We start from the raw sequence: 15,485 nt of genomic DNA on the forward strand, positions 1-15,485 counted from the left end.
GCACATGGACGAGCAATTCGACGCCATCGTCATCGGCAGCGGCCAGGCCGGCCCCGCGCTGGCCGACCGCCTCTCGCAGGCCGGCTGGCGCGTCGCGGTGGTCGAGCGCCACCGCTTCGGCGGCACCTGCGTCAACAACGGCTGCATCCCGACCAAGGCGATGGTTGCCAGCGCGCACGTGGCGGCGCTGCTGCATCGCAGCGAGGACTACGGTGTCTCGATCCAGGGCAAGGCCGAGGTGGACTTTCCCGCGGTGATGGCGCGCAAGAGCCGGATCTCCGGCCGTTCGAGCGAGAACGTCGAGAAATGGCTGCGCGGCATGCCGGCCGTCACGGTCATCCAGGGCCATGCGCGATTCGAGGAACCCGGCGTGGTCCGCGTGGGCGAGCGGCTGTTGCGCAGCGAGCGCGTCTTCGTGAACGTGGGCGGACGCGCGAGCGAGCTGGCGCCCGAGATCCGCAACCGCGTCGATGTGCTGAACAACTCGTCGCTGATGGCGCTCGACCGCCTGCCCGAGCACCTGGGCGTGGTCGGCGGCAGCTACGTGGGGCTGGAGTTCGCCCAGATGTTCAGGCGCTTCGGCTCGCGCGTGACGGTGCTGCAGCGAGGCGCGCAGATCGTGCCGCGCGAGGACGCCGACGTGGCGCGCACTCTGCAGGAGATCCTGGAGCGCGAGGGCGTCGAGATCCGCACCGGGAGCGAGTGCTTCGCGCTGCGGCGCGAAGGCGAGCGCATCGCGGCACGCTGGCGCTGCGGCGATGACAAGGACGAGTTCGTCTGCACGCACGTGCTCAACGCGACCGGCCGCCGACCGAACACGGACGACCTGGGGCTGGACCGCGCCGGCGTCAAGGTCGACGAGCGCGGCTTCATCGAGGTCGACGACCAGCTGCACACCTCGGCGGCAGGCATCTGGGCGCTGGGCGAATGCAACGGCCGCGGCGCCTTCACGCACACCGCCTACAACGATTTCGAGATCGTCGCCGCCAACCTGCTGGACGACGACCCGCGGCGCGTGAGCGACCGCATTCCCGCCTATGCGCTCTACACCGATCCGCCGCTGGCGCGCATCGGCATCACGGTGGGCGAGGCGCTGGCCTCGGGCCGGCCGACGCTGATCGGCGAGCGGCCCATGTCCAGGGTCGGCCGCGCCGTGCAAAAGGGCGAGGAGCAGGGCTTCTTGCGCGTGCTGGTGGATGCGCAGACGAAGCACCTGGTCGGCGCAACGCTGCTGGGCGTGGAGGCCGACGAGGCGGTGCATACGCTGCTGACGCTGATGTACGCGCGCCAGCCCGTGTCGACGGTGCAGCGCGCCGTGTTCATCCATCCGACGGTGTCGGAGTTGCTGCCGACGGTGCTGGGCGCGTTGCGGCCGCTGGAGGCCGCGCCCGCGCGGACCTGAAGCTCGCGATTTCTGCCGAGAGGGGCAGCCGCCGCGAGAAATCAAGCCTGTGTCTTTGCTCGGTAACGCGCCTTGTCAGCCCGTGAATTATTTGTTAGCCGCGCATGTGGCTAAGTCCGGCCGCCGACCACCTTTGCGACGCGCTTCCAGAGGGAAATTTATCCCCCGGGCAGGTGGATAACGTTGTGGAAAAGTCCAAGAGCAACTCATCCGTGCGAGGCCCCATGCGTGCTCCGACGGAGTGCCCGTCAAACAGGCATCCGTGGTCCCCGAGCGACGTGAAAGGGCAAGGCCGCTGGCGCAGCCTCCCAATTCGAAAACTTAGGTACTAGCCGTCATTTACAAGCCGCGACAGAAGTACGTCCAGGAAACACCCAAAAGACGAGGCATCGGCCTCACGGCAGCACAGGATTCGCCTGCGCCCGCTGGATGCGCCGGTCTGCATCCCGTTGCAGCAGGAAGCGCTGCGCCACCAGACTGTCGGCCGCACTGGTCACCGCCGACAGGTAGCCGGCCTGCGTGCCATACAGCGACTCGATCGAAGGCCGCGTATCGCCGGCCGCGATGCGCGCCGCCTCGGTCTTGTGGAAGGGGATGAAACCGCCCGTCAGGTTGGCCAAGTCGATGATGCCGGGGGTCGCCACGTAGATGAACTCGAGGCTGGTGCCCAGTGGCGCCTGCACGTCGACGCTGCGGATGCCGGCCTTGGTGAGACCGGTGCCCGGATCGACCTGCGGTACCAGGATCGCGTAGTCCTTGCCCATGTAGGAAGGCGGCACGACGGTCGGGATGCCGGATTCGTCCTCCGGCCGGTACTGCGGCCCGTAGTCCAGCAGCGGAAAGCCGTTGTAGCGCGCGAGGTAACTGAAGGCCGGGATCGCCGAAGGCGTACCGCCAGCCGGCGGCCAGCTGAGGCCCGCGATGGTCGGGAACAGCAGCTGGCTGGGCCGCACCAGCGTGCCGTCGGCCACCTTGGGCACCTGGCTGGCGGGCGGCGCGGTGTTCTTCACCACCCAATCCTCCATGTCCATGAAGAGCGCACGGAATGTGTCGGCGAAGTCCACCATCGAGCCGGCCGGATAGACGGTGGCCGCCGGGTTGAAGTTGATGCCTGTCGCCAGCCCGCCGGTGCCACCGCCGTGCTGCGTGCTCCCGTAGTAGTAAATGCGCGCGTTGTCGGGCTGCACCAGGTCGGCGAAGCCGTTGGCATCGGTCAGCACCGGCGAGCCCTGCAGCTGCCAGAACTCGGTGCCCGAGAGCCCCAGGAAGAACCTGGGGCAGGTGGCGGTGGCGGTGCAGCGCTTCATCACCCCGCCGCTGCGGCCCGAGACGGCGTCGACGTAGTCGGCGGCGAGGCCGCGCGGCGCGGTCTGGCCGAAGGCACGGTGGTCGGTGCGCAAGCCCCCGCCGCCGCCCGGCACAGCGAAGCGCGTGTTGATGTTGGTCTGGCGCGCCGCCACGTGCGCGAAGATGCCGTCGAAGACCTTGCCGCCGTCCAGCCGCTGGTTGAAGCCCAGGTGCAGGAAGGTCTTCATCGCATTGCCCGACTGCGAGGTGCCCTGCCCGATGGTGTGGGCGATCTTCCCGGCGAGCGGGTTCGGCGTGCCGGCCGCATCGGCCGCTGCCGAGCGGAAGAAGCTGATGGTGTCGCGCAGCGCCGCGAGGCCCACGCCCATCACCTTCGGGTCCTTGGCGACGTACTGCAGCTCGTAGAGCTGGTTGGGCTGGAAGCCGCCCTTGAGGCACACGCGCGCCGGGTCGGCGGTGCCGGGGAAGGGGTTGGCGGCGGCGTCGCAGTTGGCGAACTTCCAGTCCGAGGGCGCAATGGCGATGCGCGGGTCGGTCTCGTTCACGCGCTGCGTCAACTGGTAGCCGGGCTGCGTGTTGTCCATGCTCGCCGGGGCGTAGGGGATCATGCTGCCGTTGAACACGCCGCCGGGCAGCGCGATCGAGGGCGTGGCCGCCGAGGCGATCAGCTCGGTGGCGTAGGGCCCGGTGATCGAGGAGCCGTCCTTGTGCTTCGCCACCGGTACCGTCACGGTGAGCCGCTGCGGCGTGCTCTTGGGCACGTCGCCCTGCCAGGCCGAGAACATCCACACATAGCCGCGCTCGAAGTACTCCGCGTCGCTGGGGTTCGACGCGAGGTTGGGCATCGTCAGGATGTTGCCGCGGTTGGGCGCGTCGTAGCGCAGCACGCCGTTGGCCTTGCTCATGTCCTTGGGCTTGAGCATCAGGAAGTCGGCGCTGTACTCGACCATGCCGCGGGCGTTGACGGGCGCGAGCTCCAGGTCCTGGATGATCGCGTTCTTGGGGTCCTTGGGATCGAGCTCGCCGGTAATCGTCCCGGTGAGCTGCTCGTACGCGCCGACGCTGCCGAAGCTGCCGGGGTAGTCGGCGGTGGCGCTCACGGTGAGCTTTGTCTGCGGTGTAGCCGCAGCCGGCGCCGGGGCCGTGGCCACCGGCAGGAATCCGGAAAAGCCGCCACCACCGCCGCCGCCGCCGCCGCAGGCGCTCAGCGTCAGTGTCGCGATCGCCCATGCGGCGGCGAAGAGTGCGCGCCGGCGGCGCGCCTCCTGGGTTTTTTGCATGCTTGTCTCCTGGTTGTTGTGCGAGAGAGTCCGGCCGCTTATTCGGCCTCGATGCCCGCCGCCTTCACGATGCGGCCCCACTTCTGCGACTCGCCGGCCTGGAACTTCGCGAGCTCCTCGGGCGTGCTGGTGAACACCTCGGTGCCGGTCGGGTCGTAGAAGGCGGTTTTCGTGGCCTCGCTCTTCGCAGCCTTCACCAGCAGCTCGTTGAGCCGCTTCACCACGGCGGGCGGCGTCTTCGCGGGCGCGTAGGCGGCGAACCAGTAGCCCATCTCGTAGCCCTTCACGCCAGCCTCGGCGATGGTGGGCACCTCGGGCGCGAGCGGCGAGCGCTTCGCGCCGGAGACGCCGAGCGCGCGCAGCTTGCCGGCCTTGACCTGCGGCAGGCCGGTCGCGGTGTCGGTGATCATCATGTCGATCTGGCCGCCCAGCAGGTCCGTCACGGCCAAGGGGTTGCTCTTGTACGGCACGTGCAGCAGCTTGATGTCGGCAAGCTGCTGCAGCAGCTCGCCCGCCATGCGGCTGGACGAGCTGCCGCTGCCGAAGCTGTGCTTGCCCGGGTCCTTCTTCGCGAGCGCGACGAACTCGGCCACCGTCTTCGCCGGAAAGTCGGGCCGCACGACCATGATCTGGCCGCCCTTGCCCAAGGCGGCGACGGGGGCGAAGTCCTTCACCGGGTCGTAGGGCAGCTTCTTGAACAGGTGCTCGTTGGCCGCGTGCGTGGTGTTGGTGGTGATCAGCACGGTGTAGCCGTCGGGCGCGGCCTTGGCCACCTGCTGCGAGGCAATGAAGCCGCTGGCACCGGCCTTGTTGTCGATCACCACCGGCTGCTTCGCCTCGGCCGTCACGCCATTGCCCAGCGCGCGGGCGATCTGGTCGGTCGCGCTGCCGGCCGCGAAGGGCACGACGAAGGTGATGGGCTTTTCGGGGTAGCCCTGCGCCGCGGCGCTGCCTGCGGCGAGCAGCGCGGCGAGGACCAGCGGAAGGGATGACGATCGGATCATGGTGGCTTGTCTCCAGGGGTCGTTGAAAGAGTGAAATGGAAATTCGACGCTCAGCCCTCGCGGGGACCGGCGAGGCGGTGCAGCAGTGCTTCAGGCACCTCGAGCGTCATATCCAGCAACAGGAAGGACAGCGCCTTGCCATGCGCATCGAGGTTGAGCGCATCGTTGACGCCGCCGTCGAGCACGCCGTCGAGCACGAAATTCATGGCATGAAGGCGCGGCAGCAGGAAGCGCTGCACCCCGCTGGGCGCGCGGTGCTGGAACTGCGCGGCCACGGCCTCGGGCGTGATCTGCTCGACCAGCAGTGGGTAGAGCTCCGGATGCCAGGCGATCACGCTGATGTTGGAGCGGTCGCCCTTGTCGCCGGTGCGGCCATGGGCGGCGCGGAACAACGGGACGCGATGGGATGGCAGCCGCACTGGAGTACCTTCGCCTTCGGCTACGGTGCTATTCGCCTTGGGAGCGGCCCGGCGGCTCACTGGACTACCCTCCGTTCAAAGCGTGGCTTACGCACCGTGCTGCGCAGGGTTGTCCACGGCGGCGGGCGTCGCTTGCGACGAACGCACGCCGCGGTGGGCAACCCGTGTTCAGCGGTGCGGAGTTGCTTGTTGACGCGCTCGGCTGGGCAGAGAGATGTTTCGTTGCGACTTCCGTGCCCTTGGGTTGACTGCTTCGGCGGCTGGCCTCTCGAAGGCTCGCATGAGACCTGCAGCCCCCAAGGTGCCGGAAGACCCAGACGGGCTACAGGATGTAGCGCCAAGGTTGATCGCCAGGAGCGCCTATCAGTGAGCGACCCGCGTGGGCTTCCGACACGGCAAGTCATACCGCAACTTGCAGGAGTTTGTCCATGACCAAGTACTTTGCCGGGCTGGATTGGGCCAGCCGAACCCATGCCGTGTGCGTCGTCGACGAGCGCGGCACCGTGCGATGCGAATTCGAAGTCAGCCACGACGCAGCCGGACTGGCCGAGCTGTGCCGGCGCCTGAAGGCCGCGCGCGTCACAGCCGTGGCGATCGAGCGGCCCTCGGGGCTGGTGGTCGATGCGCTGCTGGAGGCTGGCTTGCAGGTGGTGCCGATCCATCCCAATGTCGTGAAGGCCACTCGGCCGCGCTACCGCAGCCACGGCGGCAAGAGCGACGCCACTGACGCCTACCTGCTGGCGGACTTGCTGCGCACCGACGGCCATCGCTTCAAGCCGCTCGCGCCCCAAAGCGACGAGATCCGCACCCTGCGCGCCCTGGTGCGCGGGCGCGATGACCTGGTCGCCACCCGCGTGCAGCTGGCCAACCAACTGCGCGAGTTGCTTCAGTCGTTCTGGCCGGGCGCCGCCGAGGTGTTCGCCGATGTGGATTCGCCGATCGCGCTGGCCTTCATCCAGCGCTATCCCACACCCGAGTCGGCCAGCCGGCTGGGCCCCAAGCGCATGGCTGCCTTCTGTGCCCAGCACGCTTACAGCGGCCGCCGCGCGCCCGAGGAATTGCTCCAGCGGCTGCACCAGGCTGCTGCTGTCGCATTGGGCGAGCTCGAGATCGAAGCCAAGGGCGAGCTGGCATGCAGCCTCGCGCGCGTGCTCGAGCGCCTCGTCGAACAGATCCGCCTGCTGACCAGCCGTATCGAGCACGCCGTCGCCTCCAGCGAAGATGGCCAGATCATCATGAGCTTCCCGCGCGCCGGACGCATCTGCGCAGCCCAGATCCTGGCCGAGATCGGCAGCGTGCGCGAGCGCTTCGACAATGTCGAACGTCTCACCGCCGAAGCCGGCGTGACTCCGATTACCTACGAGTCCGGCAAAAGCAAGGCAGTGGCGTTTCGATGGGCCTGCAACCATCGCCTGCGCGCCGCCATCACCTGCCTGGCCGACAACTCGCGCCACGCCAGCGCCTGGGCCGCGCAGGTCTATCAAAAGGCCCGCGCTCGCGGCTGTGATCATCCGCACGCCATCCGCATCCTCGCGCGCGCCTGGCTGCGCGTGATCTGGCGCGCTTGGCAGAACCACCAGCCCTACGACGTGCAGCGACACACCGCCGCCATGCTCCACCTCGCCGCAACTGGGGGTTGACACAGGATGTCTCATGACTGCTCCTCCAGCATCTCGAAGCGCACCGGCACCTGCTCGCGCGGCAGCAGGCAGGAGCGGGTGTTGAGGCGCGGCGTGAGCGCGGTGCGCACGCCGCCGCCGCCGGCCGGGCCGCAGGTGTAGAGCGCCATCACCTCGCGCGTGAGCCGCTCGGCCTGCGCGCGCTCGTCGTGCACCGCGGCCACGCGCAGCCGCACGTCGCGCGCCTCGCCCGCGGGCGTGGCCGCCAGGGCGCGGCCGCCGTCATCGGCCAGGATGCTGAGGGCGCCGATCAGGTCCACGCGCAGCGCAAGCCCCGCGAGCCGGCTGCGCAGGATGTCGGCCGCCAGCCGGGCCCGCGCCTCGGCGCGCGCGCCGGCATAGGAAATCTCGCCTTCGGCCAGCCAGCCGCCCTCGTAGCAGACGTTGACCTTGTACTGCGCCGGCCGCGCATGGCCGCGCACGCCGGACAGCGCCACGCGGTCAGCGCCGGCGGTGCGCACCTCGGCCTCGCCGATGTCGGCCACCACGTCGGGCGTGAGGTAGGCGGCCGGGTCGTGCACCTCGTAGAGCAGCTGCTCCTTGACCGTGGCTTCGCTCACGAAGCCGCCGGTGCCTTCGGCCTTGCCCAGCGTGCAGCCGCCGTCGGCGTCGATCTCGGCGATCGGGAAGCCGATCGCATCCAGCCCCGGCACGTCCTTGTAGCCCGGGTCGGCAAAGTAGCCGCCGCAGACCTGCGCGCCGCATTCGAGAAGATGGCCGGCCATGGTGGCGCGGCCGAGGCGCGCCCAGTCGTCGGCGCGCCACCCGAAATGCGACATCGCCGGCCCGACGGTGAGCGAAGGATCGGCCACGCGCCCGCAGACCACGATCTGCGCGCCGGCATCGAGGGCCGCGGCGATCGGCTCCGCGCCGATGTAGGCGTTGGCGCTGACCACGCGCATGCCGTCCATCGCCGTGCCCAGCTGCTCGCGCAGCAGGGGGCGGTGTTCGTTGCCCGAGAGATCGTCGCCCTCCACCACCGCGATGCGCGGCGCGGGGGCTCCGAGCTCGCGGGCCAGGCGGGCGATGTGGCGCGCCGCCGCGCGCGGGTTGGCGGCGCCGAAGTTGCTGACGATGCGGATTCCGTGCGCGAGGCAGCGCGCCAGCACCGGCCGCAGCATCGCGTCGAGCAGCGGCTCGTAGCCGGCGTCGGGGTCGGCGCGGCGGCGCAGCTGGGCCAGGGCCAGCGTGCGCTCGGCCAGCGTCTCGAAGATGAGGAAGACGCGCTGTCCCGCAGGCCCGCCCGCGAGCCGGGCGATCAGGGTGTCCACCACGGGGCCGGCGGCATCGGTGCGGTCGCCGGAGAAGCCGGCGGCGCAGCCGATCAGCAGGGAGGATGCAGGCGAAGGGCTCATGCTTGTCTCGGGTTGTGATGCGAATGTAGGCATTCCGCAGTCATCCGTAAAATCGAAACTTCGGATCGGCTCATTCGAATTTCAGATCAATTCACAAAGTAGAAGACACATGGCAGCCACGGAGCTTTCCACCCGCCAGCTGCGCGCCTTCGTCGCGCTGGTCGACCTGCCCCACTTCACGCGCGCCGCGCAGGCCTGCCATCTGTCGCAGCCGGCCTTCAGCACGCTGATCCGCCAGCTGGAGCAGGAGGTGGGCACGCGCCTGTTCGACCGCAACACGCGCAGCGTGCAGCTCACGCCCGAGGGACGTCTGTTCGAAGCCTCGGCGCGCCGTCTGCTGGCCGATGTCGAGCGCGCCATCGGCGACCTGGGCGACCACGTGGAGCGCCGCAAGGGCCGCGTGCACGTCGCCGCCCTGCCCTCGCTCGCGGCGGGCTGGCTGCCCGCGCTGTTCTCGGACTTCCACGCGCAATGGCCCGGCATCGAGCTGGCGCTGAGCGACCAGCTGTCGGACGCCTGCATCGACCTCGTGCGCGGCGGCCAGGCCGACTTCGCGCTGGCGGCGGCCGGCAGCCGCGCGGCCGACAGCGCCGAGTTGCGCATGCGCGTGCTGTGCACCGATCGCTTCCATCTGGTGTGCCGGGCCGACCATCCGCTGGCGACCGAGCCCCGGCTCACGCTGCGCAAGCTCCAGCCCTTCTCCTTCATTCACATGACGCGCAACAGCAGCGTGCGCCAGGCGCTCGAGGTCGCGCTGCATCCGCTGGCGATGAACACGGTGCTCGAGGTCGAGCAGCTGGCCACCGTGATGGGCATGGTCGAGGCCGGCCTCGGCATCAGCGTGGTGCCCACGCTCACGCTCTACCAGTTCAGGCGCGAGACCATCGCGATCCGGCCGCTGCCGCTGCCCCAGCTCACGCGGCGCATCTACGTGGTGCAGCGGCGCGAGGGCAGCCTGTCGGCGGCGGCGCAGGGCTTGCACGACATGGTCGTGGAGCGGCTGGGGTCCCTGTCGATCTGAAGCCCCCTTCGCCAGGCGCTCACACCGACCGCATTCATCCCTCGACCTGCTGCGACAGCTCGCGGCACTGCTGCTGTTCGATGCTGCGGCCCAGAAAGCTCCAGAGCCGCTCGTCCTCGCTGAACGCGACATTGAAGCGCAGCCACCCGGTCGGACGCGGATTGACCAGGAACAACTGCCCCGGGCCGAGCATGATGCCCTCGGCGGCCGCCCGCGTGGACAGTTCGGCACTGTCGACGATGTCCGGATGCCGGGCCCACAGATACATCCCTGCCGATGCCTCATGGAACAGCTCGAAGCCCAACGCGTCGAGCCGGCGCGCCACGCCGGCCTGTGCCCGGCCCAGCCGGTCGCGCAGCGACTTGAGATGCTTGCGCCAGCGGCCGTCGGTCACGGTACCAAAGGCCAGCCGCTCGGTGATGTCCGAGGAGGTCAGTCCCGAGACCATCTTGAGCTGGGCCAGGTCTTCGAGCAGTTCGGGCCTGGCGACGACATAACCAACGCGGATGTTCGGCGAAATGGTCTTCGAGAAGCTGCTCACGTAGACGACCTCGCGCAACTGCCCCAGGCTGGCAAGCGAGGGCCGCATCGACGCGTCCATATCAGCGTAGATGTCGTTCTCGACCAGCATGAAATCGTGCGCCCGGGCGAGTTCCAGCAGCCGCACGAGCTGCGGCAGGGAAGCCGTCGAGCAAGTCGGGCTCTGCAGCCGCGGCTGCGTGAAGAAGGCCTTGGGCCGGTGCACCGCCAGCAGCGCCTCCAGTGCCGGGAGGTCGTAGCCGGTCGGCGTTCGCGGCACGCCGATGAGCTGGACGCCCAGGAAGCGCAGCATGAACATCAGGTTGGGATAGCCGGGGTCATCCACCAACACCGCTTCGCCCGGCTTCAGCAGCCGGCGAGCCACCAGGTCCAGCGCCTGGCTGGAGCCTTGGGTCAGCAGCACCTGCGCGGCGTCGACCACGATCTGCCGCTCCGAGAGCGATTCGGCCACCGCCATGCGCAGCGCCATGTGCCCGAAGGGCAGGCCGTAGCCGCCGATGTCGGTGCCGCCGGCGGACAGGTGACGCAGGCTGCGGCGCATGCCATCCTCGAACAGCCAGTCGTGCGGCAGCCAGCCGCAGCCCGGCTTGAGCTGCAGGTTGCGGTTCTCGAAGATCTGCTGCAGGTACCACCGTGCGTCGAAGCGCGGATCGGCGCGCGGCGTGCCGGGCGCACCGGCGGCGCCCTCCTCGCTGCGCCGCTTGACGAAGAATCCCGCGTTGGCGCGCGACACCAGCAGGCCCTGGGCCACCAGTCGGTCGTAGGCCTCGACCACGGTGAAGACGCTGACGCCGTGGGCGGCGGCGAAGGCGCGAATCGACGGCAGCTTGCTGTCGGCCTTGAGTCTCTGGGTGCCAATCAACCCGCGCAGCCCCTCCACGATCTGGCCGACCAGAGGTGTTGGAAGTTCGGGGCGAAGAATGAGCATCGGAGTAAGCCTGGGGCGGGCAGACCGATCTGCACCATATGGAGGAAAGTATGTACAGGATACAAGACCAGTACAGTCCGCCGAATGGGCGCTCCGGCTGTACATGGCCGCGCCGGCTTGCGAAACCTAAAGTGCCGCCATTCCCATTCCACCGACGGCATCCGACTTGCTAGTAGACGAAGACCCGGCGCCGCCGGCGGACAGTTTCGCCGCGCTGCGCTGATCGGCCCATCCTTGAACACCGCCATGACCCAAGAACCTCTGGTGCGCTTCCAGCGCGTCCAGAAAACCTACGACGGCGAACAGCTGGTGGTGCGCCAGCTCGACCTGGACATCCACCGCGGCGAATTCCTGAGCCTGCTCGGGCCTTCGGGTTCTGGCAAGACCACCACGCTGATGATGCTGGCGGGCTTCGAGTCGCCGACCTCCGGCGACATCCTGCTCGACGGCCGCCATATCACCGGCACGCCGCCGCACAAGCGGCACTTCGGCATGGTGTTTCAGAACTACGCCTTGTTCCCGCATCTCAGCGTGGGCCAGAACGTGGCCTACCCGCTCACGGTGCGCAAGGTGCCGAAGGACGAGCAACAGCGCCGCGTGAAACGCGCGCTCGAGATGGTGCAGCTGCGCGGCATGGACGACCGGCTGCCCGGCCGGCTTTCCGGAGGCCAGCAGCAGCGCGTGGCGCTGGCGCGCGCCCTGGTGTTCGAGCCGCAGCTGGTGCTGATGGACGAACCGCTCGGCGCGCTCGACAAGCAGCTGCGCGAACACATGCAGATCGAGCTCAAGGAATTGCATCGCCAGCTCGGCGTGACCTTCGTCTATGTGACGCACGACCAGGGCGAAGCCCTCACCATGAGCGACCGCGTCGCCGTGTTCAACGAAGGCGTGATCCAGCAGCTCGACACGGTGGAGCAGCTCTACGAGAGGCCGGCCAACCGTTTCGTCGCCGGCTTCGTCGGCGACAACACGGTGCTCAAGGGCGTGCTGCGCAGCGCCGGCAAGGTCGCCGAGATGGCGCTGCCCGACGGCCGCGTACTGACTGGCCTGAACGTGAGCGGCGCAGCCGCAGGTGCCCAGGTCGAGGCGTGCATCCGCCCCGAACGCGTGGTGCTGCTGCGGCAGGTCGAGGCCGCGGACCCCGAGGTGCTCGCGGCCGAGGTGGCACGCGTCATCTACTTCGGCGACCACCTGCGGCTGCTGTGCACCATCGGCGGCGGCCAGGCGGACGCCACGGTCAAGCTGCCGCTGAGCGGCCTGCAGGGCGCCGCACCACCGCAAAGCGGCGAGCGGGTCGGGCTCAGGCTCCCGGTCGACCACGTGCGCATCTATGCGGCTTGAGCGCCCTCGCTCCCTTTCTTTTTTCTGCCACCGCCAACCCACAAGGAATCTTCCTTCCATGAAAAAAACCCGCCTCGCCCTCGTCGTGGCCGCCGTGCTCGCGCTGCCGGCATTTGCGCAGCAGCAGATCACCGTCGTCAACTTCGGCGGCGCCAACGCCAATGCCCAGAAGAAGGCTTACTACGAGCCCTACGAAAAGACCGGCACCAAGGTCATCCCGGTCGAATACAACGGCGAGCAGGCCAAGATCAAGGCAATGGTCGAGACCAAGAAGGTCACGTGGGACGTGGTCGAGGTCGAATCGCCCGACGCTGCGCGCGGATGCGACGAAGGCCTGTTCGAGAAGCTCGACTACGCGAAGATCGGCAACAAAGCGGACCTCCTGCCGGCCGCCGTCACCGAATGCGGCGTCGGCGTGTTTGTATGGTCCACCGTCATGGCCTACAACGGCGAGAAGCTCAAGACGGCCCCTACCTCCTGGGCCGATTTCTGGGACGTGAAGAAGATCCCGGGCAAGCGCGGCATGCGCAAGGGCGCGCGCTACAACCTCGAGTTCGCGCTGATGGCCGACGGCGTGAAGCCGGCTGACGTCTACAAAGTGCTGGCCACCAAGGAGGGCGCCGACCGCGCCTTCAAGAAGCTCACCGAACTCAAGCCGAACATCCAGTGGTGGGAAGCCGGCGCGCAACCGCCGCAGTTCCTGGTGGCCGGCGACGTGGTGCTGACCACGGTTTACAACGGCCGCATCGACGCCGCCAACCGCGAAGGCCGCAACCTGAAGATCTTCTGGCCGGGCGGCATCTACGACCTCGATTACTGGGTCATTCCGAAGGGCGCGCCCAACAAGGAGGCCTCGCTCAAGTTCATCCAGTTCGCCATGCAGCCCGCGGCACAGGCGGTCTATGCGCAGAACATCGCCTACGGCCCGACCAACACCAAGGCCCTGGCGTCGCTCGACAAGAAGGTGCTGGACGACCTGCCGACCTCGGCCGCCAATGCCAAGGAAGCCATCCAGTTCAGCGTCGCCTTCTGGGCCGACCAGGGCGAGGCGCTCGAGAAGCGCTTCGCCTCATGGGCGACGCAGTAAGCGGCCATGCACGCGGCAACGCTCGCCTCCCACCTCCCGGCGGAGGCCCCGCCACGGGAGCTTCGGCGCGCCCTGGCGCGCGCCGAGGCGCGTCGCAAGTGGCGCGCGTTCGCACTCACGCTGCCGCTGCTGCTGTTCCTGCTGCTGACGCTGCTGGTGCCGATCGTGGCGCTGCTGCAGCGCGCGGTCGAGAACCCGGAAGTGGCCAATGCCTTGCCCCGAACGGTGCGCGCGCTCGACGGCTGGAATCGCCACGACGCCCCCGCGCCGCAGGCCTATGCCGCCATCGCGGCCGACCTCGGCCAGTTGCCCGACAGCGCCGACGCGGGGGCGCTGGCTCGCCGGCTCAACACCGAGATCGCCGGCGCCCGCTCGCTCGTGATGAGCACCTACCGCGCGCTGCCGATCGCCGGCACGCCGGAGGAAATCAAGGAACGCCTGCTGGGCATCGACCCGCGCTGGGGCGAGGCGCCCTACTGGCAGGCAATCGCCAAGAACGGCTCGCGCTGGACGCCCGACTACCTTCTGGCCTCGGTCGACCTGCGGCGCGACGCCTCGGGCAGCGTCGAGCGCATGCCGCCGGACCAGCGCGCCTTCGGCGGCATCCTCTTGCGCACCTTCGAAATCAGCGCCGTGGTCACCTTCTTCTGCCTGCTGCTCGCCTACCCGCTCGCGTGGTGGCTGTCGACGCTGCCGGCGCGCAAGGCCAACGTGCTGATGATCCTGGTCCTGGTGCCCTTCTGGACCTCCATCCTGGTGCGCGTGGCGGCCTGGATCGTGCTGCTGCAGTCCGAGGGGCTGGTCAACCGCGGCCTCATGGGCATCGGGCTGATCGACCACCCGCTGGCGCTCCTCTTCAACCGCACCGGCGTGATCATCTCGATGGTCCACATCCTGCTGCCCTTCATGATCCTGCCGCTGTACAGCGTCATGAAAAGCGTGCCGCCGACCTATGTGCGCGCAGCCGTCTCGCTCGGCAGCCCGCCGCTGGCGGCCTTCTTCCGCGTCTATGTGCCCCAGACCTATCCGGGGATCGGCGCCGGCGCGCTGCTGGTCTTCATCCTGGCGATCGGCTACTACGTGACACCGGCACTCCTGGGCGGCGCCGACGACCAGATGCTGAGCTACTACATCGCGCGTTACACCAATGTCGAAATCAACTGGGGCATGGCCTGCGCGCTCGGCGCCCTGCTGCTGGCCGCCACGCTGGTGCTCTATGCCGTGTACCGCCGCGTCGGCAAGGCCGACCTGAGCCTGGGCTGAGCACACGAAAGACAAGCATGCCGAAGCTTCCCGAATTTCCCGCCTACGCCACCTTCGCCGACAAGCTCGGCTGGTGGGCGGTGCGCGCCGGCTGCGTGGCGGTGCTCGCCTTTCTGCTGGCACCGATCCTGGTCGTGATCCCGCTGTCCTTTTCCGACAGCTCCTTCCTCGCCTACCCGATCCCTGGCTGGTCCCTCAAGTGGTACCGCAACCTGTTCGAATCGCCGGAATGGGCGCGGGCGGCGCGCAACAGCTTCATCGTCGCGCCCGCCGCGACGGTGCTCGCCACCGTTCTGGGCACACTCGCCGCAGTGGGCCTGTCGCGCACCGAATTCGCGTTCAAGGGCTTGCTCATGAGCGTGCTGATCTCGCCGATGGTGGTGCCCATCGTGGTGGTGGGCGTGGCCACGTACCTCTATTTCGCGCCCATCGGGCTGGCCGACAGCTACGTCGGCCTGATCGCGGTGCATGCCGCGCTGGGCGCGCCCTTCGTGCTGACCACCGTGCTGGCGACGCTGGCCGGCTTCAACCACAACCTGGTGCGCGCCTCTCTGAGCCTGGGCGAAACGCCATTCAACACCTTCATGCGCATCACGCTGCCGGTGATCGCTCCGGGCGTGATCTCGGGCGCGCTGTTCGCCTTTGCGACCTCCTTCGACGAAGTGGTGGTCACGCTGTTCCTGGCCGGGCCCGACCAGGTCACGCTGCCGCGCCAGATGTTCACCGGCATTCGCGAGAACATCTCGCCCACCATCGCCGCCGTCGCGACGCTGCTGATCCTGTTCACCACCAGCCTGCTGCTGGTGCTCGAATGGCTGCGCGGCCGCCGCCGCTGAACCAGCTTCACGCATGGACCTG

Annotated in this window: 12 protein-coding genes; 7 read left to right on the plus strand and 5 right to left on the minus strand. The window is 68.7% G+C overall.

Features of this window, described 5'->3' with window-relative positions; translation table 11 throughout:
• The first annotated feature begins 4 nt into the window (after positions 1-4).
• Positions 5-1,402 carry an FAD-containing oxidoreductase gene (locus GXN78_RS22840; protein WP_106557190.1) on the plus strand — a complete coding sequence of 466 codons (1,398 nt, stop codon included), beginning with the start codon at positions 5-7 and terminating at the stop codon, positions 1,400-1,402.
• A gap of 395 nt (positions 1,403-1,797) precedes the next feature.
• Here the strand turns inward: GXN78_RS22840 and GXN78_RS22845 are convergent, their stop codons facing one another.
• From GXN78_RS22845 to GXN78_RS22855, 3 genes are read right to left on the minus strand one after another with little or no spacing between them, the layout of a single operon-like run.
• Positions 1,798-3,990 carry an alpha/beta hydrolase domain-containing protein gene (locus tag GXN78_RS22845; protein WP_106557191.1) on the minus strand — a complete coding sequence of 731 codons (2,193 nt, stop codon included), beginning with the start codon at positions 3,988-3,990 and terminating at the stop codon, positions 1,798-1,800.
• A gap of 38 nt (positions 3,991-4,028) precedes the next feature.
• On the minus strand, positions 4,029-4,994 hold the full coding sequence (locus tag GXN78_RS22850) for a tripartite tricarboxylate transporter substrate binding protein (RefSeq protein ID WP_106557192.1): 966 nt from the start codon (positions 4,992-4,994) through the stop codon (positions 4,029-4,031).
• 50 nt (positions 4,995-5,044) lie between these two features.
• Complete coding sequence (locus GXN78_RS22855; RefSeq protein WP_106557193.1) at positions 5,045-5,413, minus strand: hypothetical protein; 369 nt, start codon at positions 5,411-5,413, stop codon at positions 5,045-5,047.
• A 428-nt stretch (positions 5,414-5,841) separates the two neighbouring features.
• Here GXN78_RS22855 and GXN78_RS22860 point away from each other — a divergent pair, with 428 nt between their 5' ends.
• Entirely contained in the window at positions 5,842-7,053 is a 1,212-nt protein-coding gene (locus GXN78_RS22860) for an IS110 family transposase (protein ID WP_106561508.1), read from the plus strand.
• An 11-nt stretch (positions 7,054-7,064) separates the two neighbouring features.
• Here GXN78_RS22860 and GXN78_RS22865 read toward each other — a convergent pair whose 3' ends face one another.
• A complete protein-coding gene (locus GXN78_RS22865; RefSeq protein ID WP_106557644.1) occupies positions 7,065-8,447 on the minus strand; it encodes an acyclic terpene utilization AtuA family protein in 1,383 nt (460 codons plus the stop codon).
• A gap of 109 nt (positions 8,448-8,556) precedes the next feature.
• Here GXN78_RS22865 and GXN78_RS22870 point away from each other — a divergent pair, with 109 nt between their 5' ends.
• A complete protein-coding gene (locus tag GXN78_RS22870; protein WP_106557643.1) occupies positions 8,557-9,468 on the plus strand; it encodes a LysR family transcriptional regulator in 912 nt (303 codons plus the stop codon).
• Between the two features lie 34 nt (positions 9,469-9,502).
• Here GXN78_RS22870 and GXN78_RS22875 read toward each other — a convergent pair whose 3' ends face one another.
• Entirely contained in the window at positions 9,503-10,936 is a 1,434-nt protein-coding gene (locus tag GXN78_RS22875) for a PLP-dependent aminotransferase family protein (protein WP_106557642.1), read from the minus strand.
• Positions 10,937-11,182: 246 nt separating this feature from the next.
• On the opposite strand from GXN78_RS22875, the gene GXN78_RS22880 reads away from it, so the two are divergent.
• Genes GXN78_RS22880 through GXN78_RS22895 form a run of 4 tightly spaced genes read left to right on the plus strand, consistent with a single transcriptional unit; the run spans position 11,183 to position 15,463 of the window.
• On the plus strand, positions 11,183-12,277 hold the full coding sequence (locus GXN78_RS22880; RefSeq protein ID WP_106557641.1) for an ABC transporter ATP-binding protein: 1,095 nt from the start codon (positions 11,183-11,185) through the stop codon (positions 12,275-12,277).
• 58 nt (positions 12,278-12,335) lie between these two features.
• Positions 12,336-13,364, plus strand: a complete 1,029-nt coding sequence (locus tag GXN78_RS22885; RefSeq protein ID WP_106557640.1) for an ABC transporter substrate-binding protein — start codon at positions 12,336-12,338, stop codon at positions 13,362-13,364.
• Positions 13,365-13,370: 6 nt separating this feature from the next.
• Positions 13,371-14,627, plus strand: a complete 1,257-nt coding sequence (locus tag GXN78_RS22890; RefSeq protein ID WP_106557639.1) for an ABC transporter permease — start codon at positions 13,371-13,373, stop codon at positions 14,625-14,627.
• Positions 14,628-14,644: 17 nt separating this feature from the next.
• On the plus strand, positions 14,645-15,463 hold the full coding sequence (locus tag GXN78_RS22895; RefSeq protein WP_106557638.1) for an ABC transporter permease: 819 nt from the start codon (positions 14,645-14,647) through the stop codon (positions 15,461-15,463).
• Positions 15,464-15,485 lie beyond the last annotated feature (22 nt).

The sequence above is a fragment of the Variovorax sp. WS11 genome (genome assembly GCF_010499245.1).
Taxonomy (GTDB): Bacteria; Pseudomonadota; Gammaproteobacteria; order Burkholderiales; family Burkholderiaceae_C; genus Variovorax.

Coding starts and splice junctions, on each gene's coding strand:
- GXN78_RS22840 (WP_106557190.1), top strand. CDS start 5: ATGGACGAGCAATTCGACGCCATCGTCATCGGCAGCGGCCAGGCCGGC.
- GXN78_RS22845 (WP_106557191.1), bottom strand. CDS start 3,990: ATGCAAAAAACCCAGGAGGCGCGCCGCCGGCGCGCACTCTTCGCCGCC.
- GXN78_RS22850 (WP_106557192.1), bottom strand. CDS start 4,994: ATGATCCGATCGTCATCCCTTCCGCTGGTCCTCGCCGCGCTGCTCGCC.
- GXN78_RS22860 (WP_106561508.1), top strand. CDS start 5,842: ATGACCAAGTACTTTGCCGGGCTGGATTGGGCCAGCCGAACCCATGCC.
- GXN78_RS22865 (WP_106557644.1), bottom strand. CDS start 8,447: ATGAGCCCTTCGCCTGCATCCTCCCTGCTGATCGGCTGCGCCGCCGGC.
- GXN78_RS22870 (WP_106557643.1), top strand. CDS start 8,557: ATGGCAGCCACGGAGCTTTCCACCCGCCAGCTGCGCGCCTTCGTCGCG.
- GXN78_RS22875 (WP_106557642.1), bottom strand. CDS start 10,936: ATGCTCATTCTTCGCCCCGAACTTCCAACACCTCTGGTCGGCCAGATC.
- GXN78_RS22880 (WP_106557641.1), top strand. CDS start 11,183: ATGACCCAAGAACCTCTGGTGCGCTTCCAGCGCGTCCAGAAAACCTAC.
- GXN78_RS22885 (WP_106557640.1), top strand. CDS start 12,336: ATGAAAAAAACCCGCCTCGCCCTCGTCGTGGCCGCCGTGCTCGCGCTG.
- GXN78_RS22890 (WP_106557639.1), top strand. CDS start 13,371: ATGCACGCGGCAACGCTCGCCTCCCACCTCCCGGCGGAGGCCCCGCCA.
- GXN78_RS22895 (WP_106557638.1), top strand. CDS start 14,645: ATGCCGAAGCTTCCCGAATTTCCCGCCTACGCCACCTTCGCCGACAAG.